This window comes from Xanthobacter sp. (assembly GCF_041911315.1).
Lineage (GTDB): Bacteria > Pseudomonadota > Alphaproteobacteria > Rhizobiales > Xanthobacteraceae > Xanthobacter > Xanthobacter aminoxidans.
This window is the reverse complement of sequence record NZ_JAYRPE010000076.1, coordinates 35669-61456: the sequence shown is the minus strand read 5'-3', so window position 1 is coordinate 61456 and position 25788 is coordinate 35669. Positions and strand designations below refer to the sequence as shown.

Here is a 25788-nt window from a genome sequence, read left to right as displayed (position 1 = left end):
CTTTCAGCCGCGACGGGCGCGCGCGCCGAACAGGCCGTTCGGCATCAGGAACAGGACGAGCAGGAACAGCACCATTCCGGCGAGCTCCTGCAGGGCGGACGAGGCGAGCGTCACGGTCAGCGCCTCGGTGACGCCGAGCAGCACCGCGCCCAGGAACACGCCGGGGATGGAGCCGACGCCCGCCAGCACGGTGATGATGAAGGCCTTCACCGTCAGCGCGTGCCCGGTGGCCGGCTGCACCACGCTCATGGTGTAGAGCGCGACGCCGGCGAACGAGGCGAGCGCGCCCGCCACCAGGAAGGACACGGTCTCGATGCGGGTGGGGTTGATGCCCATCAGCTTGGCGGCGCCGCGATTGGAGGAGACGGCGCGCACCGCGCGGCCGTACCAGCTGGACTTCAGCCACCACCACAGCGCGCCCATCAGCACCAGCGAGAGCACGAAGGCGATGATCTCGCTGCGCATGGCGAACAGGTCGCCCAGCGACACCGCATCCTGCAGGAAGGGCGAGGCGGTGGTGCGCACGTCGCTGGCGAACACCAGCAGGATGGCGTTGGTGAGGATGATGCCGATGGCGAAGGTGAGGATGAGCGAGTTCAGCTCGCGGTGGTCCTTGATGCGGTCCACCAGCAGGAACAGCACGAAGCTCGCCGCCGCCACCACCACCAGCGCGAGCGGGATGGCGAAATAGGGATCGAGCCCTGTCCGCGATTCCACCAGATAGGCCATGTAGGCGGCGAGCAGCACCAGCTCGCCATGGGCGAGGTTGATGATGCGCATGGCGCCGAAGGCGAGGGCGAGGCCGAGGGCCACCAGCGCATAGACGCTGCCGATGAGCACGCCGGAGAACAGCGCCTGCAGGATGAGTTCGGTCATGTCACCTCGGATGGGGCAAGGCGGGCGGTACAGAGCGGCGGTGAGGAGCAGGCCGGGGTCGGGGCACCGGCAGGATGCGGCCCGCCGGCGCCGGTGCCGGCGGGCCGCGATGTCAGCCTCGCCTCACCACGGCAGGGCGGGATAGGCGATCTCGCCCGTGGCGGCCGACTTCGGCGACACCAGCACGATCTTGCCGTCGCGGTGCTGGCCCATGGAGAGCGCGAAGTTGGGGTTGTCGCCGGTCTCGTCGAACTGGATGCGGCCGAGCAGGCTGTTGCGGTCGGTCTTGCGCATCTCGGCGGCAAGCCCGCCCTTGTCCAGCGTGCCCGCCTCGGCGGCGCGGACGATGGCCTCGCACAGCGCCATGGTCTCCACGAAGCTCAGGGTGGAGAGATACTCGATCTCTTTATTGTACGACTGCTTGTAGATCTCCGAGAACTTGCGCCCCTCCTCGTCCTTCACTTCCACCGGGAACGGCAGGAAGGAGGTGCCGACCACGTTGTTCATCAGGTCGGGGAACTCGGTGTACATCTTCGGAGTGGCGAGGGACCAGGTGCCGACGATCAGCTTCACGTTGGGCTTCAGCACCTTGGCGGCGCGGATGATGCCCACGTAGTCGTTCTCGTAGGCCGACATCATGATGATGTCCGGCTTGTCCTGCAGCTTGATCTTGTTGATGATCGGCTTGAAATCCGTGATCGCCGGATCGAACTTGTGCACCGTCACGGCGATGCCCTTGGCGGCGAGGTCCTTCTCCAGCCCCTCGGCGAGCAGCGCGGGCGCCTCCTTGGTGGAGGCGACGATGGACACCTTCGCGGGCTTCAGGTCGCCGATGAGGGTGGCGATGCCGCGCTCGTAGCCGGCATTGTTGTTGATGCGGAAGAAGGTCTTCAGCCCGCGCTTGGTCAGCTCGTCGGAGACGGCGCCGGCGGTGATGTAGACCTTGCCGAGCTTGTCGGAGGCGTCGGACGCCGGGCCGATGATGTTGGAGCCGTAGCCGCCGATCAGCGCCACCGCGCCGTCGGACGACAGCTTCTCCACCGCCGAGACCGCCTTGGCCGGAGTGCTCTCGTCGTCGATGAGGTCCACCTTCACCTGGAACTTGGGCGAGGCGGCGTTGCACATCTTCACCGCCACCTGCATGCCTTCGGTGAAGGCTTGGCCGGAGCGAGCAAGCGAGCCGGTGAGCGGCATGTGCGCGCCAATGGTGAAGGTCTTCGGCGCGTCCTGGGCCTCGGTGGCGGTTGCCGCCACGGTGAGGCTGAACACCAGCGCCGCCGACACGATTGTCCTGCCGACCATGTATGTCCTCCCTGAGCGTTTCTGACGCCGGGGCGGCCGATCTCTCGGCGTGGCTGCCCGGCGGGCGCAGACGTATCCGCGACCGGAGCGGCACAAGCCGTCCGCCACGTGACCGCTGCTGCGGTGATCCGGCGGAGAGGGCATGTGCGGGAGGTGTAGCGGCCGCCGCCGCGGACTCGGTGCGGACGGCAAAGACCTCCCCTTCTGCGCAGCCTCTCCGCGTTCTGACCCCGCCACGCGACCGGCGCCCGGGGCTGGAGGATGAATGCCACGCACCGCCGCCACGTGTCAATTGTGCAGTCATCAGTTCTGCATAATGGAACAAGCTATCCAAGACGCTTATCTGGCGCCGCTGACGATTCGAACTGTCTGCTTGACAAGATCTGCTCTGCAAGGCACGTCTTCAGAAAATTGCAGACGGCAATTCTGCATAGCAGAACACAAGGGAGACAACATGGCTCCGGTCCGCACCGAGGTCTCGAACGGCGTCGCCGTGCTCGTCATCGACAATCCGCCGGTCAATGCGCTCGGCGCGGCGGTCCGGGGCGCCATCGCCGAGGGCATCGCGGCCGCTGCCGCCGATCCGGCCGTCAAGGCCGTCGTGCTGGCTGCCGCCGGCAAGGTGTTCGTGGCCGGCGCCGACATCTCCGAGTTCGGCAAGCCCCCCGTTCCCCCTGCCCTGCCGGACATGCTGGCCGCCATCGAGGACTGCCCGAAGCCGGTGGTCGCCGCCGTCAACGGCATGGCGCTCGGCGGCGGGCTGGAGCTCGCCCTCGCCTGCCATGCCCGGGTGGTGGCGCCCGGCGCGCGGCTGGGCCTGCCCGAGATCAAGCTCGGCATCATTCCCGGCGCCGGCGGCACCCAGCGGCTGCCGCGCCTCATCGGCGCCACACCGGCCTTCGGCATGATGCTTTCGGGCGATCCGGTGACGGCGCAGAAGGCGCTCGCCCTCGGCCTTGCCGACGCCATCTCGGACGGCGACCTCCTGGCCGCCGCCATCGATCGCGCGCTCGGCCTCGCCGCCGCCGGCACCTGGCCCCGGGCAAGCGAGCGTGCCGACAAACTCACCAGCGATGACCGTGCTGTCTTCGAGGCCGCCGCCACCGACGCACGGAAGCGTTCCGCCCGCATCCCCAACGTGCCGGCGCTGATCGATGCCGTGCGCGGCGTGTTCGAGCGGCCGTTCGCCGAGGGCCTCGCCGCCGAGCGGGCGCATTTCAAGGCGCTGGTGGCGGACCCGAGCTCCAAGGCCCTGCGCCACGTCTTCTTCGCCGAGCGGGAGGCCGCGCGCATCCCCGGCATCGGCAAGGAGGTGAAGGCCCGGCCCATCGCCTCTGCGGCGGTCGTCGGCGCCGGCACCATGGGCGGCGGCATCGCCATGTGCTTCGCCCAGGCCGGCATCCCGGTGACGCTCATCGAGGTGAAGGCCGAGGCGCTCGACGTGGGCATGGAGCGCATCCGCGCCAATTACGCCACCTCGGTGAAGCGCGGCTCGCTCTCGCAGGAGGCGATGGACGCGCGCATGGCGCTCATCACTCCCAAGGTGGGCCTCGAGGCGGCGGCTGATGCCGACATCGTGGTGGAGGCCGCGTTCGAGGACATGGGCGTCAAGGCAGAGATCTTCGGCACCCTCGATCGGGTGACGAAGCCCGGCACCATCCTCGCCACCAACACCTCCTACCTCGACGTGGACGCCATCGCCGCCACCACCAGCCGGCCGCAGGATGTGGTGGGCCTGCATTTCTTCAGCCCCGCCAACGTGATGCGCCTGCTGGAAGTGGTGCGCGGGGAACAGACGGCGCCCGACGTGCTGGTGACCGGCCTCGATCTCGGCCGCAAGCTCGGCAAGCTGCCGGTGGTGGTGGGCGTGTGCTACGGCTTCGTCGGCAACCGCATTCTGGCGCGCCGCACCGAGGCGGCCGAGCGCCTGCTCCTCGCCGGCGCCCTGCCCCACGAGGTGGATGCGGCGGTGACCGACTTCGGCTTCCGCATGGGCCCGTTCGCCATGGCGGACCTCGCCGGCATCGACATCGGCTGGCGCGCCCGCAAGGCGGCCGGCGACAAGGCGGTGAAGGCCCCGGTGGCGGATGCGCTGGCCGAGCAGGGCCGGTTCGGCCAGAAGACCGGGCGCGGCTTCTATCTCTATCCCGAGGGTGCCCGCGCGGGCACCCGCGATCCAGAGACGGAGGCGCTGATCGCCGCGCTCTCCGCCGAGCGCGGCATCGCCCGCCGCAGCTTCACCATCGAGGAGATCCAGGCGCGCCTGTTCTACCCGATGGTCAACGAGGGCGCGAAGATCCTGGAGGAGGGCATCGCCGCCCGTTCCGGCGACATCGATGTCATCTGGCTCAACGGCTACAACTGGCCGTCCTTCACCGGCGGGCCCATGCACTGGGCCGAGGGCGTGGGCCTTGCCCGCATCGTCGCCGGCCTCGAGGAGATGGCCACCGAGACCGGTGACGACAGCCTGAAGCCGGCGGCGCTGCTGAGGCGCCTCGCGGCCGGGCCCGGCACGTTCGCGGCGGCGGAGGCGGCGTGATGGCGCAAGGCCACTCCCCTGCGCCGTCTCACGCGCCGGGTGGCGAGGCGCCGCCCTGGCAGGCGCATTTTCCGGACGTGTGCGACTGGTCCGCGCCGCTGGAGATCACCACCCTGCCGGACCTGCTCGCCGCCGGTGTAGCAGCCGGAGCAGAACGGCCCGCGTTCGATTTCCGCGACGCGAAGATCAGCTACGCCGCGCTCGGCCGCCTCGTGGAGCGCCTCGCCAGCGGGCTGGCGCAGGACGGGGTGCGGCGCGGCGACAACATCGCCCTGCTGCTGCCCAACACGCCTTGGCACCCCATCACCTTCTTCGCGCTGGCACGGCTCGGGGCGCGGGTGGTGCACATCAGCGCGCTCGATGCCCGGCGCGAGATCATCCACAAGCTGAAGGCCACCGGCGCGCGCCGCATCATCACCACCAACCTGCCCGGCTTCCTGCCGGGCGCGCTGGAGATGCTGGACACCGGCGTGGTGGACGAGGTGCTGGTGGGCGACGACGTCATGTGGGGCGCCGGCGAGACCGCGCCGCTGCCCCTGCCCGCGCGGCCGGGCGTGCGCCCCCTCGCCCGCCTGTTCAGCGATGCTCCGCTCCACGCGCCACTGCCCTCGGCGGACGATATCGCGGTGCTGCAGTTCACCGGCGGAACCACCGGCCTGCCCAAGGCCGCCATGCTCAGCCACGGCAACCTCACCTCGGCGGTGAGCATGTATCGCCTGTGGCGCGACGGCGGCCGCCCGCTGGTGGCCGGCACCGAGAAGGTGGTGGCGGTGCTGCCGCTGTTCCACATCTATGCGCTCACCACCGTGCTGCTGCGCCACCTGCGCGACGGCAACGAGATCCTTTTGCGCCAGCGGTTCGACGTGGAGCGGCTGATCCGTGACGTGAGCGAGCTGAAGGCCAGCCAGTTCTCCGGCGTGCCCACCATGTGGGTGGCGCTGCTCAACCGGCCGGGCGTGGAGGCGGTGGACTTCTCCCCGCTGAAGTCCTGCGTCTCCGGCGGCGCGCCGCTGCCGTTCGAGGTGCAGGCGCGCATCGAGGCCATCATCGGCACCCAGCTCAACAACGGCTGGGGCATGACGGAGACCGGCCCAGCCGGCTCGCGGGTGCCCTTTCGGGTGCCGCGCCGGCTCGGCCTCATCGGCATTCCCTTGCCCGGCCTTGCCCTGCGGATCGTCGCCATGGACGCGCCGGGCGAGGCGCTGCCCCCCGGCGAGGTGGGCGAGATCGCCATTCGCGGGCCCAACGTGTTCAAGGGCTATCTCGGCGACGAGGCGGCCACCGCCGCCGCCTTCCACGACGGCTGGTTCCTCACCGGCGACATGGGGCGCATGGACGAGAGCGGCCTGTTCGAGATCGTCGACCGCCGCAAGAACATGATCATCTCGTCGGGCTTCAACGTCTATCCGGCGGCGGTGGAGAGCGCGATCTACGAGCATCCGGCGGTGGAGGAAGTGATCGTCATCGGCGTGCCCGATGCCTATCGCGGCCAGTCCGCCAAGGCCTACGTGAAGCTGAAGGCCGGGGCCGAGCCCTTCACCCTCGACGCGCTCACCGACTTCCTCGCCGACCGGCTCGGCCGCCACGAGATGCCCCGCGCGCTGGAATTCCGCGCCGAGCTGCCGCGCAGCCCCGTCGGCAAGCTCCTGCCCAAGGTGCTGATGGCGGAAGTGGCCGCGGCCGCCGGCGAAGCCCCCGAAACACACTGAAGACCAGAACGAGGAAGCCCAATGGCTGATGCCGTCATCGTCTCCACCGCGCGCACGCCCATCGGCAAGGCGCAGCGCGGCGCGCTCAACATCACCAAGGGCGCCGACATGGCCGCCCACGCCATCCGCCACGCCCTTGCCCGCGGCAAGGTGGACCCCGCCGAGGTGGAGGAGGTCGTGATGGGCTGCGGCTATCCGGAAGGCGCCACCGGCGGCAACGTCGCCCGCCACGGGGCGCTGGTGGCCGGCATTCCGGTGACCGCGACCGGCGTCACGGTCAGCCGCTTCTGCGCCTCGGGGCTGGAGGCGGTGGCCCATGCGGCGCGGCGCATCGCGTTCGACGGCGTGCCGGTGGCGGTGGCCGGCGGCGTGGAATCCATCTCGCTGGTGCAGCCGGTGAACCGCGAGCTGTTCCGCAACGACTGGCTGATGGCGCACAAGCCGGACATCTACGTCACCATGATCGAGACCGGCGACAACGTCGCCCGGCGCTACGGCATCACCCGCGCGGCGCAGGACGCCTTCTCCCTCGAGAGCCAGCAGCGCACCGCCCGGGCCCAGCAGGCCGGCCTGTTCGACACCGAGATCGTGCCCATCACCGTCGAGAAGGCGGTGACCGACAAGGAGACCGGCGAGACCCGGCGCGAGAGCGTCACCCTTTCCCGCGACGAGGGCAACCGCGCCGACACCACGCTGGAGGGCCTCGCCAAGCTGAAGCCGGTGCGCGGCGAGGACGAGTTCGTCACTGCCGGCAATGCCTCGCAGCTCTCGGACGGCGCCTCCGCGAGCGTGCTCATGTCGTCCACCGAGGCGGCGCGGCGGGGGGCGCAGGTGCTCGGCATCTTCCGCGGCTATGCCACCGCCGGCTGCGAGCCGGACGAGATGGGCATCGGCCCGGTCTTCGCCGTGCCGCGCCTTCTGGAGCGCAACGGGCTGAAGGTGTCCGACATCGGCCTGTGGGAGCTGAACGAGGCGTTCGCCTCCCAGTCGCTCTATTGCCGCGACACGCTGGGCATCGACCCGGAGATCTGCAACGTCAACGGCGGCGCCATCTCGGTGGGCCATCCGTTCGGCATGAGCGGGGCGCGCCTCGTCGGCCACGCGGTGCTGGAGGGGCGCCGGCGCGGCGTGCGCTATGCGGTCGTCACGATGTGCATCGCCGGCGGCATGGGTGCCGCGGGCCTCATCGAAATCAATCCGGAGGCCTGATCCATGGACCTGCGCTTCACCCCCGAAGAAATCGCCTTCCGCGAGGAGGTCCGCACCTTCTTCCGCACCGCCATCCCGGCCGAGATCCGCACCAAGGTGTCGGAGGGCCGCAAGCTGGCGCGCGAGGACTACGTGACCTCCCAGCGCATCCTGAACGACAAGGGCTGGGCCGTGCCCCACTGGCCGGTGGAGCATGGCGGCCAGCCGTGGAGCGCGGTTCAGCGCTACATCTTCATGGAAGAGCTGATGCAGGCGGCGGTGCCGCTGCCGCTGCAGTTCAACTGCTTCATGGTGGGCCCGGTGATCGCCACGTTCGGCAGCGAGGAGCAGAAGCGCCGCTTCCTGCCGCGCATCAAGAGCCTGGAGGACTGGTGGTGCCAAGGCTTCTCCGAGCCCGGCGCCGGCTCGGACCTCGCCTCGCTGAAGACCCGCGCGGTGCGCGAGGGCGACCATTACAGCATCGACGGCCAGAAGACCTGGACCACGCTCGGCCAGTATGCCGACTGGATGTTCTGCCTCGCCCGCACCGACCCCAACGCCAAGAAGCAGGCTGGCATCTCCTTCATCCTCATCGACATGAAGAGCCCCGGCGTCACCGTGCGGCCCATCATCACCATCGACGGCCGGCACGAGGTGAACGAGGTGTTCCTCGACGCCGTGAAGGTGCCGGTGGAGAATCTGGTTGGCGAGGAGAACAAGGGCTGGGACTATGCCAAGTTCCTGCTCGCCAACGAGCGCACCGGCATCGCCCGCATCGGCATGTCGAAGGAGCGCATCGCCCGCATCAAGCGCCTCGCCCGCACCACCCCGGCCGGCGCCGGCACCATGTGGGACGACATCGATTTCCGCTCCCGCCTCGCGAGCGTGGAGATCGAGCTGAAGGCGCTGGAGATCACCCAGATGCGCGTGGTGGCGGCGCAGGCGACGCGCGATCCCACCAAGCCCGATCCCGCCTCCTCCATCCTGAAGATCAAGGGCTCCGAGCTGCAGCAGGCCACCACCGAGCTGCTGCTGGAGCTGGCCGGCCCGCAGGCCCTGCCCGCCCTGCGCGACGGCGCCGGCGACAATGATGCCGAGGCCCTGTTCGCCTGGGCGGACGCGGCGGCGCCGGTCTATTTCAACCACCGCAAGGTGTCCATCTACGGCGGATCCAATGAGATCCAGCACAATGTGATCGCCAAGGCGATCCTCGGCCTGTGAGGAGGGCTCCATGGATTTCGACCTGACCGACGAGCAGTCGCTCCTCAAGGATACCGTCCGGCGCTGGGCGGCCGACACCTATCCCGGCATCGAGCAGCTGGCCTCGGCCCGCGCCGAGCCGCTCGGCTTTCCGAAGGCGCGGTGGGTGGAGCTGGCGGAGCTGGGCCTGCTCGGCCTGCCGTTCGCGGAAGAAGATGGCGGCTTCGGCGGCGGCCCGGTGGAAACGCTGGTGGTGATGGAGGCCCTCGGCCGCGCGCTGGCGCCCGAGCCCTACCTCGCCAGCGTCATCCTCGGCGGCAGCGCCGTACGCCTCGCCGGCAGCCCGGCCCAGCGCGCCGCGCTGCTGCCCGGCCTGATGGACGGCACCGCCGGCCTCGCCTTCGCCCATTCCGAGGTGCAGGCGCGCTACGACCTGAATGACGTCGCCACCGCCGCCCGCGCCGTGGACGGCGGCTTCCGCCTCGACGGCCGCAAGAGCGTGGTGCTGAACGCCGATGCCGCCGCGACCCTCGTGGTCAGCGCCCGCACCGCCGGCGACCGGCGCGATGCGGCCGGCATCACCCTGTTCCTTGTGCCGGTGGATGCGGCGGGCGTCAGCCTCATCGCCTATCCCACCCAGGACGGCGGGCGCGCGGCGGACGTGATCCTCTCCGACGTGTTCATCCCCGCCGACGCGATGCTGGGCCCGGAGGGCGAGGGGCTGGCCATCGTCGAGCGCGTGACGGAAGGTGCCATCGCCTCCGTGTGCGCCGAGACGGTGGGCCTGATGGAGGCGCTGCACGAGCTGACGGTGGAATACCTGAAGACGCGCAAGCAGTTCGGCGTCGCCATCGGCTCGTTCCAGGCGCTGCAGCACCAGGCGGTGGACATGTTCGTCGCGCTGGAGCAGGCCCGCTCCATGGCGCTCTATGCCGCCATGATGGTGGAGGCGGAGGACGCGGCCGAGCGCGCCGTCGCCCTCTCCGCCGCCAAGGTGCAGATCAACCGCGCTGCCCGCTTCGTGGGCCAGACGGCGGTGCAGCTGCACGGCGGCATCGGCATGACCATGGAATATATCGGCGCCCACCACTTCCGCCGCCTCGCCATGATCGAGCTGATGTTCGGCGACACCGCCTATCACCAGCGGCGGGTCACCCTCGCCGGCGGCCTCGTCGGGATAGGTTGAAGGTTCTCCTTGGGTGTAAGGGCGCGGCCGGTTTAGGCGCCCCCGCGGTCCACGGGAACAGAGTCAGAGGGGCGTACGATGATCACTCTGGGATATTGACATGAGTACGGAGCACGGACTGCCTGAACGCGAGGGCATGGATTATGACGTGGTGGTGGTCGGCGCCGGGCCTGCCGGCCTTGCCACCGCCATTCGCCTGAAGCAGCAGGCGGCCGAGCGCGGCAGCGACATCTCGGTGGTGGTGGTGGAGAAGGGCTCCGAGGTGGGCGCCCATATCCTTTCCGGCTCGGTGATCGATCCGGTCGGCCTCGACGCGCTCCTGCCCGGCTGGCGCGAGGAGGCGGACGCGCCGCTCTCCGTCCAGGTCAACGATGACCATTTCTACCTGCTCGGCCCCGCCGGCGGCATCCGCCTGCCCAATTTCGCCATGCCGCCGCTGATGAACAATCACGGCAATTTCGTCGGCTCGCTGGGCAATGTCTGCCGCTTCCTCGCCACCAGGGCCGAGGCGCTGGGGGTGGAGATCTATCCCGGCTTTGCCGCCGACGAGATCCTCTTTGACGACAAGGGCGCGGTGACCGGCATCGCCACCGGCGACATGGGCGTCGACAAGAACGGCTTGCCCAAGGGCGAGTTCACCCGCGGCATGGAATTGCGCGGCCGCTACACCGTGTTCGCCGAGGGCGCGCGGGGCCATCTCACCAAGCAGCTCATCGCCAAGTACGGCCTCGACGCCGGTCGCGACGTGCCGAAATTCGGCATCGGCCTGAAGGAGCTGTGGAAGGTGAAGCCGGAGAAGCACAAGCCCGGCCTGGTGCAGCACGGCTTCGGCTGGCCGCTCGACGGCAAGACCGGCGGTGGCGCCTTCATCTACCATATGGAGGACGAGCAGGTGATGGTGGGCTTCGTGGTCCACCTCAACTACCAGAACCCCTGGCTCTCGCCCTTCGACGAGTTCCAGCGCTTCAAGACCCATCCCTTTTTCCGCGACACCTTCGAGGGCGGCAAGCGCATCGCCTATGGCGCGCGCGCCCTCTCGGAAGGCGGCTACCAGAGCGTGCCGAAGCTCAGCTTCCCCGGCGGCGTGCTGGTGGGCTGCGCGGCGGGCTTCGTGAACGTGCCGCGCATCAAGGGCAGCCACAACGCGGTGCTCTCCGGGATTCTGGCCGCCGACCACCTCGCCGGCGCGCTGGGCGAGGATCGCGGCCATGACGAACTCATCAGCTACGAGGCGGCGTGGCGCTCATCCGCCATCGGTGCGGACCTGAAGAAGGTGCGCAATGTGAAGCCGCTGTGGTCGAAGCTCGGCACCTTCATCGGCATTCCGCTGGGCGCGCTGGACATGTGGACCAACACGCTGGGCTTCTCCCTGTTCGGCACCCTGAAGCACGGCAAGACCGACGCCGCCTCCCTGAAGCCGGCGAAGGATTGCAAGAAGATCACCTATCCCCGCCCCGACGGCGTGCTCACCTTTGACAAGCTGTCGTCGGTGTTCCTGTCCAACACCAACCACGAGGAGAACCAGCAGGTGCATCTGGTGGTGAAGGACATGGCCCTGCAGAAGGCGTCGGAGCACGACATCTATGCCGGCCCGTCCAACCGCTACTGCCCGGCCGGCGTCTACGAGTGGATCGAGGAGGGGGCGGACGCGCCGCGTTTCCAGATCAACGCGCAGAACTGCGTCCACTGCAAGACCTGCGACATCAAGGACCCCAACCAGAACATCACCTGGACCGCCCCCGAGGGTGGCGGTGGGCCCAACTATCCAAATATGTGAGGGACGCATCACGACCGGGAGGGAGGCAACCTGAACTGCGTTTCCAGGTGCGGATTTGCGGTCTTATGCCGCTGCCGCCGACCTCGGCGGCTTTCGGTTGCGGTGGCTGGGCGGATTGCTGGCACGAAGGGAAGCCGGTTTGGAAGCACCTGACGCCGCGGCCGCTTCTTCCTGCTCGACGAGGTGATTATCTCGTTTGGCCTCCTCTATGGGGACCACCTTGCTTCCAGTTACGTACGGTTGGCAGTCCCCACAGACCGAACAAAAAGCAAGAGACCGCTTTTCGGCGAGACGCCAACGTCTGCTCCTGTGAAGGGTTTCGGATGCCGGCCCGATCACGACAGCGGGACTGGGCATGCGGGCCGGCGTCGGAAAGCCTCCAGGGGAGGAAACCGCGGTTCGACGTGCACGACGGTCGAGGTCTTTGCGGTGCTATGGGGATTTGAGGCAGGCGTTGACGGGGGAGACACCGATCGAGGGACCGATATCGAGGTACATGATGGGGCCAATGCACTCCGGTCGTGTTCCGGTCTTCGCGGCAACAACATCTTTCCGGTGCCGCAATGATGATGGACGCGGCCTTGCCGATGACAAAGCGCGTGCGGCCCCGATGCCGGAGATGGCGTTGCCTTCGACGAGACACTGGTGCCGGGGAACGGGCTCGGCGCTCATGAGCTGTCGAACCTGAAGGGTTCAGCGGACCATGTCCGGGGCAGTGCCCCATGGGCGAATGTCTCGATGACGGTCATGGAGCCGCCGCAGCACCGGCAGCGCAGAGCTGTTGCCTCCTTTTTCTCGTCGACGGAGGATGGCGCCAGGCGTTGCGAGTTCTCCTCCCGCGGCTCCAGCAGCGCGCGGATCCTGTCGATGTTGGCGGCGCGGACCGCGCTGGCGAACAGGCCGTAGTGCCGGATGCGGTGGATGAACTCGTCCGCCGGCAGGATCAAGGCCTTGATCCAGCCGTTGCCGGTGGCCTTGGCCCGGGCGCGATAGTCCTTCCAGCGGAAGGTGACCCCACGGTCGTCCATGGAGATGAGCCGGCTGTTGGAGATGGCGACGCGGTGCGTGTAGCGCGACAGATAGGCCAGCACCGCGGCAGGGCCGGCGAACGGACGCTTGGCGTAGACCAACCCACTCGGCGCGGCGCAGGGGTGCCAGCATGGCCTCGAACGCCCCCTTCTCCGCCAGCGGGACGAGATCACCGAAGAAGGCGAGCCGGCCGGTGGCGTGGAGCCTCCGCAGACCGTCGAGGAAGAAGCCGCCGGAACAGGCGGGACAGCACCCGCACCGGCAGGAAGAACCGGGCTCGGCCGGCAATCCAGCGGGTACCATCAGTCGAGAGCCCGCCGCCGGGCACCACGGCATGGATATGGGGATGGTGGGTGAGCGCCGATCCCCAGGTATGGAGCACCGCAGTGATGCCGATGCGGACGCCGAGATGCCTCGGGTCAGCGGCGATGGTGGCCAGAGGCATACGTCACCTCGCGCCGGCAGCGGAAGAAGGTGGAGATGCTGTTCGCCCACCTGAAGCGCATCCTCAGGCTCGACCGCCTGCGACTGCGCGGCCCGAACAGTGCCCGGGACGAGTTCCATCTCGCTGCCACCGCTCAGAACCTCAGGAAGCTCGCCAAGCTGGTGCCCAACGGCCCCAGAGCCGTGACGGCTTGAAGGAGAAGCGCACGCCCCTCACGAGTGCCAATGTCGCCACGCCTCCAGCGCCGACTTTTTCAACGGAATCGGCGCGATCTGGAGGTCCGCGGATGCGGTGGACCGAGGCCGGTCACCCCTCGGAGAGCGGCAACCGGTCCAGGTCGGCGATGAGACCGGGGCCGGCCGGCTCCCAGCCCAGCTTCTTCCGAGTCTGCTCGCTCGAGGCAGGCAAGCTGTGGGTCATGAAGGAGGAAAGCCAGCCGAAGTGGGTCTCCGCCGCCTCCGGAGCGATGGGCGTGACCGGAAGCTGGAGCCGTCGGCCGACCGCTTCCACGATATGGCGGAACAGCACGCCTTCTTCCGCCACTGCATGGTACCTGGCCGACGGCTCAGCCCTTTCGACGGCCAGCCGATAGAGGCGCGCGACGTCGAGGACATGGGCGGCGGGCCAGCAATTCTCGCCGTCTCCCACATAGGTGCACACGCCTTGCGCGCGGAACATCGCGATGGCGTAGCTGACGAGCCCTTGCCGGGCCGTGTCGTGCACTTGCGGCAGGCGCACCACCGAAACGTTGGCGCCATCGGCGGCGAGGGCGGCGGCAGCCTCTTCCGAGGCCGCGCGGGGATTGGTTTGCGAACTCAGCGCCGCATTATCTTCCTTGGCGGGCGCGCCGGGCGCGGTTTTCGCGATGGCGGTCCCGGAGGTCACGATCAGAGGACGGCTGGAACCGGCGAGTGTGGAGCCGAGCGCCAGGATGACCCGGCGGTCGTCCTCGCAATTGGCGACGAATTTCGAGAAATCGTGGTTGAATGCCAGATGGATGACGCCGTCGCATTGGGCCGCAGCACAGGTCAGATCTTGCAAATCCTCGAGCGATCCCCGATGAACCCCGGCGCCGGTGTTCAGCAACGCCGTCGCCTTCTCCGGCGAACGGGCCAGCCCGAGCACCTGGTGGCCGGCTGCGATCAATTCCTTGACGACGGCGGAGCCGATAAAGCCGGTCGCGCCGGTGACAAACACACGCATGGGAAAGGTCTCCGCGGGTTGACGGGAGACGGGTTTCGGCGCCTTAGCTATCCGGGTAAAGTCGTGAGCTTATACGGGTATAATGACTAACAGCATGGCCGATCCCACGCGCGACGAAAACCGGCTCGGGGCCTATCTGAAGGATCGGCGCGGGAAGCTCGATCCTGCCGCCCTCGGCTTTTCCCCGGCGCGGCGGCGCACCCCCGGCCTGCGCCGGGAGGAGGTGGCGCAACGCGCCAATATCAGCCCCACCTGGTACACGTGGCTGGAGCAGGGACGCGGCGGCGCCCCTTCCGCCGACGTGCTCAACCGTATCGCGCGCGCCTTGATGCTGACCGACCTGGAGCGCGAGCATCTCTTCCTGCTCGGTCTCGGCCGCGCCCCCGAAGTGCGCTACAGGAAGAATGACGACGTCTCGCCCCGTCTGCAGCACGTGCTCGATGCGCTCGACCCCAGTCCCGCCTTCATCCGGACCGCATTGTGGGACGTGGTCGCCTGGAACAGGGCGGCGACGGTGATGCTCACCGATTACGGCAAGCTGCCGCCGGAGGAGCGCAACATTCTGCGCTTCATCTTCCTCGATCCACGGGTGCGCGCCGCCCAGGCGGACTGGGAGAGCGTCGCGCGGCTCGTGGTCGGCGCGTTCCGCGCGGCGGCGGCGCGAGCGGGTGCTGCGGCGGAAATAAAACCCCTCGTCGAAGAGCTCTGCCGTCTCAGCCCGGAATTCGCGGCCCTGTGGCGCGACAACGACATCCATGGCCAGGGCGAAGGCCTCAAGCACATCCGCCACCCGGTTCTGGGCACCGTGACGCTTGAATTCTCCACCTTCACGGTGGAGGGCCGCTCTGATCTCAGCATGGTCGTCTACAATCCGGCGACCCCTGCCGATGCGGCGAGGATCAGGGGTTTGGTGGAGGCGAAGGCTGGTTCTGAGTGAAGAGCGACGGTGCGAGCGGGGGCGATCTCGGGAAGGACTTCAATGTCTGGAAGGGGAGAGCGGCCCCATTGATCCGGAGGGTCGTCATGCGCTCCGTCTGGCGCGCGCGAATGCGCCCGGTGACGTGCCGACCCGCCGGCGAAACGCGGTGCTGAAGGCGCTTGCGGACTCATAGCCGAGCTGTTCCGCGAGGCGTTCCAGCGATTGTCCGCCGCGGCTCAGGGCGTTCTGCGCCAGGGCCATCCGCCAACGCGACAGATACTCGATGGGCGCGCAGCCGACGACGTCAGAAAATCGGGCAGCGAAGGCAGAGCGCGACATGCCGGCGACAGCCGCCAGCTCGGCCACCGTCCATCCGGTTCGAACGTCGGTATGCATGCCCCGCAGCACCCCGGCGAGCGCCGGGTCTTGCAGTCCCGCCAGCAAGCCCGCGGGCAAGGCGCCGTGGTCCCGGCCGCGCCAACGCAGGCACTCCACCAGCAGCACCTCCAGCAGCCGCTCCAGGATCATGTCCCAGCCGGGCCGATCGGCTCCACATTCCTCCATCATCAGATCGACAAGACGGCCGAGCCGGCCGGTATCACCGTCAGACGAACGGATGTGGATCATGGACGGCAGCAGCTCGAGCAGAACCGGCGCATTGACAGGATCGATCCTGAAGCTGCCGCCGAGCATTCGGAAATCCGGCTCGCCTTCCAAATCCCCGTGGTGGACGGCCTCGCTCGACGGGGCGCACGGCGCACAGGCGACGCCGGGCCGGCTGAACAGGGTGAACGATGGCGTATCGGGCAGGAGCACGAAGTCGCCGCGGTCGAGCAGAACCGGCTCTTCTTTCTCGATCGCAAGCCAGCATTGCCCGGCGAGCACGATGGCAAACCCCGGCTGCCCATAGGCGGCGTAGCTCGCCCCCCAATCGCCGCCCCCGGTGATTGGCTTGGACAAAGCGGCGCTCGGGCGCAGCAGAGAGATGACCTCGCTGAGGGGATCCATTCTGGACGAGCAATAATGATTTTAGGCATATTGATTATATATCGTATCGCCAGCCTGTCTATCCTGCAGGGGAACACGGAGACAGGCATGACCCCCACCATTCTCATCACCGGCACCTCCTCAGGCTACGGCAAGGCGATCGCGGAGCACTTTCTGGCTCAGGGTTGGAATGTCGTCGCCACCATGCGCCGGCCGGCCCCCGGCATCTTTCCCGTTTCGGATCGGCTGCGCGTCCTGCAGCTCGATGTCACCGATGGTGACAGCATCACCCACGCCATCGCTGACGCGGTTGCGGCGTTCGGTGCCATCGATGTTCTGGTGAACAATGCCGGGATCGGCATGGCCTCCGTGGTGGAAGCGACACCGGACAGCATCATCCGCGAGATCTTCGAGACGAACAGCTTCGGCGTGTTCGCAACATGCCGCGCCATCATTCCGCACATGCGCCGGCAGGGACATGGTGTCATCGTCAACGTGACGTCCAGCACGGCCATCGGCGTCATGCCGCTGGTGGCGATCTACGCCGCCAGCAAGTGTGCCGTGGAAGGCTATACGGAATCCCTGTCCTATGAGCTGGAGCCGTTCGGCATCCGCGCCCGCCTCGTGGAACCCGGCTACGCCCCGACGACGAATTTCACCACCAATGGTGGCCCGCGCATGCAAGGCCTGATCCCGGCGGACTACGAGGCCTTCGCCCTCGGGTGCTTCCAGAAGATGGCCCATTATCCGACCGCCTATTGCACCGAGGCAGAGGTGGCGCAGGCTGTGTTCACGGCTGCGACGGCCGAGGGCGAAGAGATCCGCTATCCGGCAGGTCCCGACACCCGGCTCCTCGCGGAGCTGCGCTGGAGCACTTCTGAACCCCATTATCTGGAGAAGATGCGGGAGATGTTCCGCCCGAATCTCCCAAGCCGTGCCCTTGCCGACACGCGCGCGCTCTGAGGCTGCGCCATCGCGCCAGCCATCATGGCGGCGGGACTGTTTGACCGCCTGCGGTGCGAACATTGGTCATCGCGCAAGAGCCCCTGTCTCACGGTTTGGGAACACCGCCTTCCTCAGAGACCTCCTGCACCAACCTCGGCCCCTGCGCGAGCCGCCGCCCCAGCGCCGCGACGAATGCCTCATACCGCTCCCCCACCTTGGCTCGCGCGGCCTGGGCCGTCGGCTCGGGCAATGCCGGCGTGGTGGCCAGCCAGAATCGCACGAACACGGCCAGCGTCTCGACAGAGATGCCGAGGTCTCGTTCCAGCCGGGCGATCCGCCTGTCCAGCTGATCAAGGCGCTTCGCGACGGCAGCCTCCCGCTGCTCGGCCGCGTCTGGAGACAGGAAGGAGGCAATGGCAGCCTCCGCGATCAGAGACTGAGGCTGATCCCGCCGAGCGGCATAATCGGCGAGAAGCCGCATAGTGGCCGGATCGAGATAGACCGAGATCTGCGCCTTCTTCTTGCGTAGGGCCATCGCCGTCACAGCTCCATGCTGTCATTGGGATCGAGCGAAACCTGGCGCGCGACGCCCTGCATCGTGCGTGTCATGCGACTGGTCCGGGCGACGTCGTCCTCGCTGTCGTCGATCAGATAGATCTCGAACTCGTTGGGGGGCTGCTCATGGGCCTCCACCACCCGCGCCAATTCCGGCTGGCGCCGCTGTTCGGAGCTGGTGGTATCCTCGTCGTCGCTCCCCTCGACCATCAAGTTGATCTGTGAAGGCACGGGCTGCGGAAAGACGCTCCAGTCGTCGGGCTGACGATCGCGAGGGGCCAGGAGCTCCGGCGGGTGCAGCACCCGCTCCCTGAACCGCTCATCCTCGTAATATCGCGCCTTCTTCGCCCGGATCGGCGGCGTACCGGCGATCATGACAATCTCGTCCGCCGGCGGAAGCTGCATCACCTCGCCGGCAGTGAGCAGTGGTCGGGCTGTTTCCGAGCGCGACACCATAAGGTGCCCGAGCCAGGGCGACAGCCGGTGGCCGGCATAGTTTTTCATGGCCTTCATCTCCGTGGCGGTGCCGAGGGCATCGGACACGCGTTTCGCCGTGCGCTCGTCGTTGGTCGCGAAGCTCACCCGCACATGGCAGTTGTCGAGGATGGAGTTGTTCGGCCCGTAGGCCTTCTCGATCTGGTTCAGGGACTGGGCGATGAGGAAGCTCTTGAGCCCGTAGCCCGCCATGAAGGCAAGCGCGCTCTCGAAGAAGTCGAGCCGCCCGAGCGCGGGGAACTCGTCCAGCATGAGCAGGAGGCGATGCCGGCCGGCCTTCGCCTGCAGATCCTCTGTGAGGCGGCGCCCCACCTGGTTCAGGATCAGGCGGATCAGCGGCTTCGTGCGATTGATGTCCGAGGGCGGCACCACAAGGTAGAGGCTGGTCGGGCGGCCACCTGCCACCAGGTCGGTGATCCGCCAGTCGCAGCGCCGAGTCACCTCGGCCACCACGGGATCTCGGTAGAGCCCGAGGAAGGACATGGCGGTGGAAAGCACGCCGGACCGTTCGTTCTCGGATTTGTTGAGGAGCTCGCGGGCGGCGCTGGCGATTACGGGATGGGGACCCGCCTCTGCCAGATGCGCCGTCGTCATCATGGCGGCGAGGGTCGTCTCGATGGGCCGCCGGGGATCAGAGAGGAAGGCCGCGACACCGGCCAGGGTCTTGTCCCGCTCGGCATAGAGCACATGGAGGATGGCGCCCACCAGCAGAGCATGGCTGGTCTTCTCCCAGTGATTGCGCTTCTCGAGGGAGCCCTCGGGGTCCACGAGGATGTCGGCGATGTTCTGGACGTCGCGCACCTCCCATTCCCCGCGGCGGACCTCCAGCAGGGGATTGTAGGCAGAGGAGCGCACATTGGTGGGGTCGAACAGCAGCACGCGCCCATGCTTCGCCCGGAAGCCTGCGGTGAGCTGCCAGTTCTCGCCCTTGATGTCGTGGACGATGGCCGAGCCCGGCCAGGTGAGCAGCGAGGGCACGACGAGGCCGACGCCCTTGCCGGAGCGGGTGGGCGCGAAGCACAGGACGTGCTCGGGTCCATCATGGCGCAGATAGTCCCGCCCATGGCGGCCGAGCACAACCCCGTCGGAACCGACAAGTCCGGCTGACCGGATCTCGTCCGGCTCGGCCCAGCGGGCGGAGCCATAGGTCTCGACGCGCCTCGCCTCCCGCGCCCGCCAGACCGACAGGCCGATGGCGATCGCGATGGACAGGAACCCGCCCGAGGCGGCGATGAAGGCGCCTTCTGTGAAAATCTCCGGCGCATAGGCGTCGTAAAAATACCACCACCAGAAGAAAGCCGGCGGGTGATAGACGGGCCAGTGCCCCAGCACGAACCAGGGCGGGCCGAGCTGGTCCTGGAAGCCCAGCCGCCAGGCGACATATTCCGTCGCCCCCCACGTGGTGGCCAACACGATGGCGAAGACGGCGAGGATCTGGCCCCAGAGGATCTTGGTCGCGGACATACTGCGGTCCCTTCACGGTTAAGGTCAGAGGCCGAGGCCGCGCTTGCGGCCGAAGGACCAGTCGATGCCGCCGTCAGTTCGGGCGACGCCGGAGATGTGCTTGCCCAGCTGCTTCTCCAGCGAAGGCGTCCAGGGCACGAGCTGGAAGCCGAGGCCGTCGTCGATCATGGCGAAGCGCCCCGAGGCCAGCGCAAAGCGCTGACGGTAGGTGCCGGAGACATAGTCTCCCCCGCCAGATCGATTGAACGGCCGTCCGGTCTCGGCAGCGAGCTTCCCGCCCAGAGCGTCCACCTCCCATTTGCGCAACGTCTCGATCAGGTCACGGGCGAAGGTGACGCGCTGGCCTTGACGCTCGGCCAACCCCTCCCGGACCAGATGGTCGGCGCGACGTTCCATCGCCCCGCGCACCTCGGCGCCGAAGCCGCCCTTTGACAGGGACGCCGGCGCACGGCTGAGCGCCTGCCGGTCGAGCCAGGTGGCGCCGGAGGCCGTGATCTGCCGCTCGATGTCGAGGTCGGAGCGGACCGCGAGCGCAACCCGCGCCTGACCCCGCCCATCCTCGAACCTCCGGAGTTCGACGATGGAGCCGGGAGCGCCGTCGCCAGTCGCCTCGAGGTCGGGCAGTCGGATGTGATGGGTCCGTCCGTCGATGCCATCCACCACGGCATAGACCGTACCCTTCAGCTCGTCATCGAGGCCTCGATCCACGAGACGACCAATGATAGGAGCATCCAGGTTCTCGCCGGCGAGCACATAGCTTGCCGTGCCGCGCTCGATACCTTGGTCGCTGAGCGCGCGGTGCATCCGCTTGATGATGTCGCCGCGCTCTCCGAGGGCACGGAGCGTCGCCTCGGCCTTCTCGTCGATCACCCACTGGCCCGGGCCAATCTCATCGGCGAGGCCGAGGGCCTGGAGCTTGCGCAGCCGGCCGACCTTCATCGGCAGGAAAGCGTCCGCCCCACCATCGGCATCGCGCGCGACGTCAATGACGCCAACCTCGCGCTGGTCGCGGATCAGCTGGCGATCGAGCTGGGTCCATCTGTCAGCCTCCACCTGCTGCTCGACGGCGCGGTGGATGTCGAGGTCGGTACGCGGCCCCAGCTCCTGGGTGACGAGATCCTGCGCACGGGCGCGCATGCCCTCCTTGATGTAGTCACGGGAGATGACGAGGTCCTGGCCGTCATCGGTCCGGCCCCGCACCAATATGTGGAGGTGGGGATTGTCGGTGTTCCAGTGGTCGACCCCGACCCAGTCAAGCTTTGTGCCGAGGTCCTTCTCGATCTGGCCCATGAGGTCGCGAGCGAAGGACCGGAGGTCGGCCATGTCCGCCGCATCCTCGGGCGACACGATGAAGCGGAAATGGTGCCGGTCGTCGGTACAGCGCTCCGCAAAGACACGGCCGTTCCCGTCCTCGGCGCTCGGCCCGAACAGGCGCGCCTTCTCTCCGTCCCGGGTCACGCCTTCCCGGCGCAGATAGGACAAGTGCGCGGTCAGCGGTGTGGCACGGGCGGTGTGGCGCACCACGCGGATCTTGATGACGACGACGCGCGAGCGACCCGTGAGCAGGCGGTTGGCCTGGATGCTCGCCGTCCGCCCGCGGCCGAAGTGGGAGCGCTTGCCGGAGGTGAGGCGGCCGGATCGGGAGACATGCCCGCCGGCCTTCTGGGCCGCCGTAAGGGCTTGGGCGATGAAGGGGCGGGCCCGCTGCGTGCGGGTCGAGCGGATGCGGCCGGGGCGGACGCGGAATTCACGCTCATCAGCCATGACGCAGCCCCGCAATGTGGGAGAACATCAATGAAACTAGAGGCTTGAGCGTTCGATGCACGTTGTCGATCAGCGGGACAATGTGCGTTTGGCTGAAAATCCACCTGCAAAAACAACCGCCCGACCGAAGCGCACCTTGCGCCCTTTTATCTCGCCATCGGTCGGTGGTTTCCCAGTCCTTCCGCCCCGTCCTTCGCTTGAACGGCAGAAAACCCGACGAGGTGCGAATGAGCCCGGTCGTGGTCATTGCACGCCTCCCGAGCCACCAAGAGCCACGAAGAGGCCTTCCGCGCGCGGAGCAATCGCTGAGACATCCCGTAAGTCGGGCGTCGGCTGGGCACGATCGTGTGACGCCAGATCTGCAGCCGACGTGCGGATCGGCTGCACCGCAAAGATTGGAGATTGAGCCCAGGATGGCGTCTCGACCGCCGGCGTGGAGCGCGATGTCGGCGAGGAGGGCTGAGCCTCTCCGCGCGCGATGTCCGGCGCCAGCCTGTCGACATAGGCGCGCGTCTCCGGTGGCAGGGGGCGCCCTTTCCGCGAAGCCTCGTAGCGGCCCGGCCCCGCATTGTAGGCCGCGAGGAAGCCGGGATTGCCATAGCGGTCGAATAGCTCCCGCAGATAGGCGGCGCCCGCCACGATGTTGTCGTGCGGGTCGTAGGGATCCTCGCCGAGACCGTAATGGATGCGCAGTTCGGCCCAGGTCTGCGGCATGATCTGCATCAGCCCCATTGCGCCTTTGGACGAGGTCGAGCGCGCGTCGCCGTCGCTTTCGGCGCGCATGACGGTCCGGATCCAGGCTGCGGGAATGTCGAAACGCTCCGCCGCCTCCGCGATGAAATCGGCGTAGCGATCGCTCGGCGAAGGTGGGGTCTGTGGCCCTCGTGTTTCCGCCGCCATGGCTGTTGTTGGCCAGGCGCAGGGCACTCCGGAAAGGAGAAGAAGCACCAGCGCACGGGGGCAAATGAGCACTCGCATCGATGCGTGTACGCCATCGCAGGCGCAAGAAAACAGTATGGCCCGCAGCATGACGGCCTCTCGAGGTGTGATGAAGGTGGAGATGGTCGGTGGCGCTCAGCGCGTCGGCGCGCGCCAGACAAAGTGCCCGTCGCCAGCCTCGTCGGTGTAGATCGGCACGGCACGGCGCGGCCGATCACGGTGCTTGCGGGCAGTGGCCCGAAATACCGTCCGTCGAGACTGTCCGGCACGTCGAAGTTCATGAGGAAGAGCTCGCCTTCCGCGATGCGCCGACAGCCGCGCCAGACCGGCAGGGGACGGCCGATACTGTCGCGCTCCAGCGCCTCGCCGTAAGCCACGCCATCGACGGTGATGGTGCGGTCCTTGCGGCAGACTTCCTGTCCGGGAAGCGCCGCCACGCGCTTCATCAATGGGACGCCCGCGCCCACATAGCCGCGCTCCACCAGGAAACGGGCGAGCGCCGCCTGCTGCGTGATGGCCAGGAGGTCCGTGACCTCGAGCCTGCGCGCCGGCTCGATGGCATAGAGCCCAATGGGCGCGCTTGCGGAGACGTTCCACACCAGCTTCAGCGGTGTCGGAACGAACACAGCGACTGCCGTGCCCATGACAAAGAAGTAGGTGACCATCACGTAGCCGAAGCGGGTCATTCCTCGCACTCCCGCCGCTTCAGCCACGCCGCATGGCGCTCGACCGTGTAAGTTCGGGGCGTGTGGCCGGCCGCCAGGCGGTTGTGAACGTGACGCCAATGGTCCGGCGCCACGTCTGCGCCATGGATGCCGAGGGTATCGATGGCATCCACGTGCTGGAGCACCTTCTCCACCTTCGGCCAGCCATCGACGCGCAGCAGGATCTCGCCACCCGGTCGCACGAAGGGAAGCGTCTGGTAGGCCTCGCCGGGTGCGACGGCGCGCACGATGTCGATGCGCGACACCACGGTGCCGAAGTCGTTTGCCGCCCATCGGACGAAGGCGAAGATCGTCCCGGGTGCAAACGATACGATGCGGCGGCTGCGGTCGAGGGCTTGCGCATGGACGGGCCGGCCGAAGCGGATCCAGTTCTCGATCCGCTTCTCGATCCAGGTGAGTTCCACATGGGTGAGCGGATCTGATGTCGGCGCGGCGGGTGACGGGACGATAGGCTTGGGAACCGAGGATGGCACCGGCGGGCTCATCATGAGGCCTCTCCTGATGTCGGGGGAAATTCTCGGGCGAGGAGATCGCGGAGCATGTCCGCGACGGTCTGGCCGCGACTGAAGGCGGCGATCTTGATGCGCCCGCGCAGGTCGGGCGTGACGTCGATGGTGAGCCGCGCGGTAAAGCCCCCGGCGACGTCATTCGACGTCTTCACTTCTGCTGCCTTGATCCACTGCTCAGGATTGGCAGGCCGCGCGGCGAAGCCCTTGCGGGTCGGCGGCGCGCTCATGGGGCGGTTTCCGGAACACCGATGCCGACGATCTCCGCGGCGAGCGCCGCAATCTCGCGCGCCGCCCGACCTCCTTCGTCGAGTTCGCCGACCAGCCGCCCGGACTGGGCGGACATGGCGAAGGACACGCGCTGGCTGATAGTGGTCGCAAGCACGGGCGGATCGTGATCCGCTAATGTCTCGGCCGTCTCACGGGCGAGCACTGTGCGAGTGCCGCAGCGGTTCAGCACGAAGCGGGCGGCCAGTTCCGGCCGGTAGATGCGCGCCTCATTCAGGAGCGCGAGCATCTCCGCGGAGGCCCAACCATCGAGGGGCGAGGGCTGCACCGGGATCAGCACGAGGTCGGCGGCGAGGAGCGCGGAGCGCATCAAGCCGGCGACACGGGGCGGCCCGTCGATGACGATTATATCCGCACCGCGCGCCAGTTCGGGCGCTTCACGATGGAGCGTGTCACGGGCAAGTCCGACGACGCCGAACAGGCGCGGCAGCCCTTCGCGGCTGCGCTGCTGCGACCAGTCGAGGGCCGAGCCCTGCGGATCCGCATCGATGAGCGTGACGCGCTGACCGCGGTTCGCCCACGCCCCGGCGAGATGCAAAGCGAGCGTCGTCTTGCCGACACCGCCCTTCTGATTGAGCAGCGCGACGATCATCGGGGATCTCCCGAGGTGTCGGCAGGCATCATCTCGGGTGCGGAGAGAGGATCTGGAGCCTGAAATCCGTCTTTACGGCAAGACGGAAGACCTTCATCCTTAGAGGTGCGCAGATGGGCAGGTTTTCGGGCCGGCTGAGTGCGATTGTCCACATCGCCCGCGCGCCTTTTAAGGTTAGAGTCTATGTTAGACTCTAAGTTAGGGGTGCGATTTTGCGTTTTCGGGCTTGCGGTTAACCCCTGTTTCGGTTCCCGAAAGCACGAGGGGCCAGTTCCTGATGGCACGTGGCACCGGGTTCCCGATGGCACGAAGGGATTCACAGGTCGTCCACAGGCCGGCTCGAAAGCGAGCAGCGCGCGCGCACCCGCGTCACACTCCAGGAACAGGGTGTAGCCGGGCAGCGGCTGGCGGCGAATGATGTCCCTGAGCTCGAAGGCGAAGCGCTTGAAGGGCGAGAGGCTACCGGACTTCAAGTAGAGGTGGCGGAAATCGAAGCGCCAGCCGTTGTACTGGTGCCCGCCGTGCTTGCGCACCAGCCGGTAGAGCCAGCGGTCGAGACCACCTGTCAGCTCGAAATAGGCCCGGTCGATGGTGAGGACGAGCGCATCTTCGAGGATGGCGCAATAGAACCAGTCGGGGACGATGAGCTCGATTCCGGCGGGCCTGCCATCCCGGTCGGTGCGCTCCTTCCATTCGTTGATCCAGGAGAAGCGATGGCGCCGTCCCTCGGCCCGCTGGCGGATCGAGGTGGACACGGTGGTGGACTGCAGCCGATCGAGCGCGGCCTTCAGGCGCTGGTAGTCCCGCAGCGAGGTGCCGCGCCCCACGAACCTGAGGATTTCATAGGGGGTGGCGACCATGAAGCGCGACGTGCGCAGCCCGGCATCGCGGGCCTCCACGATCTGGCTCGCCGCCCAGATCAGGATGTCGGCGTCCCAGATCGTCGCCATGCCGTGATCAGGCACGGCCTCGACCCGGATGGAGACATCGCCGGCGGCAAAATCGATGGGCGCGATACGATGGGTCTTGGAGAGGGAGAAGAAGGGATAGGCCATGAGATCCTGCGCATCTCGTGGCGCGAACGCGCCGGGAAGCGCGCGGAACAGATCGAGCTGTCCGCGCTCCGGCTGGGAGTGATGCCGCGCCGCCATGGAG

General features: G+C 67.8%; 21 protein-coding genes and 3 pseudogenes. 9 read left to right on the top strand and 15 right to left on the bottom strand.

The window, feature by feature from the left end:
• Positions 1-3 precede the first annotated feature (3 nt).
• Both ACE3QW_RS22335 and ACE3QW_RS22330 read right to left on the bottom strand, forming a co-directional pair.
• On the bottom strand, positions 4-876 hold the full coding sequence (locus tag ACE3QW_RS22335) for a branched-chain amino acid ABC transporter permease (RefSeq protein ID WP_237355876.1): 873 nt from the start codon (positions 874-876) through the stop codon (positions 4-6).
• Between the two features lie 123 nt (positions 877-999).
• Positions 1000-2178, bottom strand: a complete 1179-nt coding sequence (locus tag ACE3QW_RS22330; protein ID WP_237355875.1) for an ABC transporter substrate-binding protein — start codon at positions 2176-2178, stop codon at positions 1000-1002.
• 454 nt (positions 2179-2632) lie between these two features.
• Here ACE3QW_RS22330 and ACE3QW_RS22325 point away from each other — a divergent pair, with 454 nt between their 5' ends.
• The 6 genes from ACE3QW_RS22325 to ACE3QW_RS22300 all read left to right on the top strand — a co-directional run bounded on the left by ACE3QW_RS22325 (position 2633) and on the right by ACE3QW_RS22300 (position 11777).
• Positions 2633-4717: a 3-hydroxyacyl-CoA dehydrogenase NAD-binding domain-containing protein gene (locus ACE3QW_RS22325; RefSeq protein WP_374254100.1), complete on the top strand. Its 2085-nt coding sequence runs from the start codon at positions 2633-2635 to the stop codon at positions 4715-4717.
• Complete coding sequence (locus ACE3QW_RS22320) at positions 4717-6426, top strand: AMP-binding protein (protein ID WP_237355873.1); 1710 nt, start codon at positions 4717-4719, stop codon at positions 6424-6426. Before ACE3QW_RS22325 ends, ACE3QW_RS22320 begins: the two co-directional genes overlap by 1 nt.
• 21 nt (positions 6427-6447) lie before the next feature.
• Complete coding sequence (locus ACE3QW_RS22315; protein ID WP_237355872.1) at positions 6448-7635, top strand: acetyl-CoA C-acyltransferase; 1188 nt, start codon at positions 6448-6450, stop codon at positions 7633-7635.
• Between the two features lie 3 nt (positions 7636-7638).
• Positions 7639-8835, top strand: a complete 1197-nt coding sequence (locus ACE3QW_RS22310) for an acyl-CoA dehydrogenase family protein (RefSeq protein ID WP_374254097.1) — start codon at positions 7639-7641, stop codon at positions 8833-8835.
• 10 nt (positions 8836-8845) lie between these two features.
• Positions 8846-10000: an acyl-CoA dehydrogenase family protein gene (locus ACE3QW_RS22305; RefSeq protein WP_374254095.1), complete on the top strand. Its 1155-nt coding sequence runs from the start codon at positions 8846-8848 to the stop codon at positions 9998-10000.
• Between the two features lie 100 nt (positions 10001-10100).
• On the top strand, positions 10101-11777 hold the full coding sequence (locus tag ACE3QW_RS22300; protein ID WP_374254093.1) for an electron transfer flavoprotein-ubiquinone oxidoreductase: 1677 nt from the start codon (positions 10101-10103) through the stop codon (positions 11775-11777).
• 838 nt (positions 11778-12615) lie between these two features.
• Here ACE3QW_RS22300 and ACE3QW_RS22295 read toward each other — a convergent pair.
• Positions 12616-13245, bottom strand: a pseudogene (locus tag ACE3QW_RS22295) (transposase); the annotation flags it as partial.
• Between the two features lie 5 nt (positions 13246-13250).
• On the opposite strand from ACE3QW_RS22295, the pseudogene ACE3QW_RS22290 reads away from it, so the two are divergent.
• Positions 13251-13445, top strand: a pseudogene (locus ACE3QW_RS22290) (transposase); the annotation flags it as partial.
• Between the two features lie 112 nt (positions 13446-13557).
• Here the strand turns inward: ACE3QW_RS22290 and ACE3QW_RS22285 are convergent.
• Positions 13558-14454 (bottom strand): SDR family oxidoreductase, encoded by an 897-nt coding sequence (locus ACE3QW_RS22285; protein ID WP_237355868.1) that lies wholly within the window; start codon positions 14452-14454, stop codon positions 13558-13560.
• A gap of 94 nt (positions 14455-14548) precedes the next feature.
• Between ACE3QW_RS22285 and ACE3QW_RS22280 the strand changes: the two genes are divergently transcribed.
• Positions 14549-15391, top strand: a complete 843-nt coding sequence (locus ACE3QW_RS22280) for a helix-turn-helix transcriptional regulator (RefSeq protein WP_229644294.1) — start codon at positions 14549-14551, stop codon at positions 15389-15391.
• A gap of 84 nt (positions 15392-15475) precedes the next feature.
• Here the strand turns inward: ACE3QW_RS22280 and ACE3QW_RS22275 are convergent, their stop codons facing one another.
• The gene (locus tag ACE3QW_RS22275; protein WP_229644295.1) at positions 15476-16381 is read right to left on the bottom strand and encodes an AraC family transcriptional regulator; all 906 of its coding nucleotides are present in this window, start codon (positions 16379-16381) and stop codon (positions 15476-15478) included.
• Positions 16382-16468: 87 nt separating this feature from the next.
• Between ACE3QW_RS22275 and ACE3QW_RS22270 the strand changes: the two genes are divergently transcribed.
• Positions 16469-17323, top strand: a complete 855-nt coding sequence (locus tag ACE3QW_RS22270) for an SDR family oxidoreductase (protein ID WP_229646964.1) — start codon at positions 16469-16471, stop codon at positions 17321-17323.
• Between the two features lie 88 nt (positions 17324-17411).
• Here the strand turns inward: ACE3QW_RS22270 and ACE3QW_RS22265 are convergent, their stop codons facing one another.
• From ACE3QW_RS22265 to ACE3QW_RS22220, 10 genes and pseudogenes are all read right to left on the bottom strand, one after another.
• Positions 17412-17840: a CopG family transcriptional regulator gene (locus ACE3QW_RS22265; protein ID WP_229644296.1), complete on the bottom strand. Its 429-nt coding sequence runs from the start codon at positions 17838-17840 to the stop codon at positions 17412-17414.
• Positions 17841-17845: 5 nt separating this feature from the next.
• A complete protein-coding gene (locus ACE3QW_RS22260) occupies positions 17846-19819 on the bottom strand; it encodes a conjugal transfer protein TraG (RefSeq protein WP_374254090.1) in 1974 nt (657 codons plus the stop codon).
• A 24-nt stretch (positions 19820-19843) separates the two neighbouring features.
• Positions 19844-21583, bottom strand: coding sequence for a relaxase/mobilization nuclease domain-containing protein (locus tag ACE3QW_RS22255; protein ID WP_374254088.1), 1740 nt, complete (start codon positions 21581-21583; stop codon positions 19844-19846).
• Positions 21576-21830, bottom strand: coding sequence for a hypothetical protein (locus ACE3QW_RS22250; RefSeq protein ID WP_374254086.1), 255 nt, complete (start codon positions 21828-21830; stop codon positions 21576-21578). The genes ACE3QW_RS22255 and ACE3QW_RS22250 overlap by 8 nt, the downstream gene beginning before the upstream one ends.
• Complete coding sequence (locus ACE3QW_RS22245) at positions 21827-22366, bottom strand: lytic transglycosylase domain-containing protein (RefSeq protein ID WP_374254175.1); 540 nt, start codon at positions 22364-22366, stop codon at positions 21827-21829. Before ACE3QW_RS22245 ends, ACE3QW_RS22250 begins: the two co-directional genes overlap by 4 nt.
• A 291-nt stretch (positions 22367-22657) precedes the next feature.
• Positions 22658-23208, bottom strand: a pseudogene (locus ACE3QW_RS22240) (S26 family signal peptidase).
• Positions 23205-23735: a DUF2840 domain-containing protein gene (locus ACE3QW_RS22235; RefSeq protein WP_237355866.1), complete on the bottom strand. Its 531-nt coding sequence runs from the start codon at positions 23733-23735 to the stop codon at positions 23205-23207. The pseudogene ACE3QW_RS22240 and the gene ACE3QW_RS22235 overlap by 4 nt, the downstream one beginning before the upstream one ends.
• Positions 23732-23983 carry a hypothetical protein gene (locus tag ACE3QW_RS22230; RefSeq protein ID WP_237355824.1) on the bottom strand — a complete coding sequence of 84 codons (252 nt, stop codon included), beginning with the start codon at positions 23981-23983 and terminating at the stop codon, positions 23732-23734. The genes ACE3QW_RS22235 and ACE3QW_RS22230 overlap by 4 nt, the downstream gene beginning before the upstream one ends.
• Positions 23980-24633 carry a ParA family partition ATPase gene (gene parA, locus ACE3QW_RS22225; protein WP_374254084.1) on the bottom strand — a complete coding sequence of 218 codons (654 nt, stop codon included), beginning with the start codon at positions 24631-24633 and terminating at the stop codon, positions 23980-23982. The genes ACE3QW_RS22230 and parA overlap by 4 nt, the downstream gene beginning before the upstream one ends.
• Positions 24630-25784, bottom strand: coding sequence for a replication initiator protein A (locus ACE3QW_RS22220; RefSeq protein ID WP_374254082.1), 1155 nt, complete (start codon positions 25782-25784; stop codon positions 24630-24632). The genes parA and ACE3QW_RS22220 overlap by 4 nt, the downstream gene beginning before the upstream one ends.
• Positions 25785-25788 lie beyond the last annotated feature (4 nt).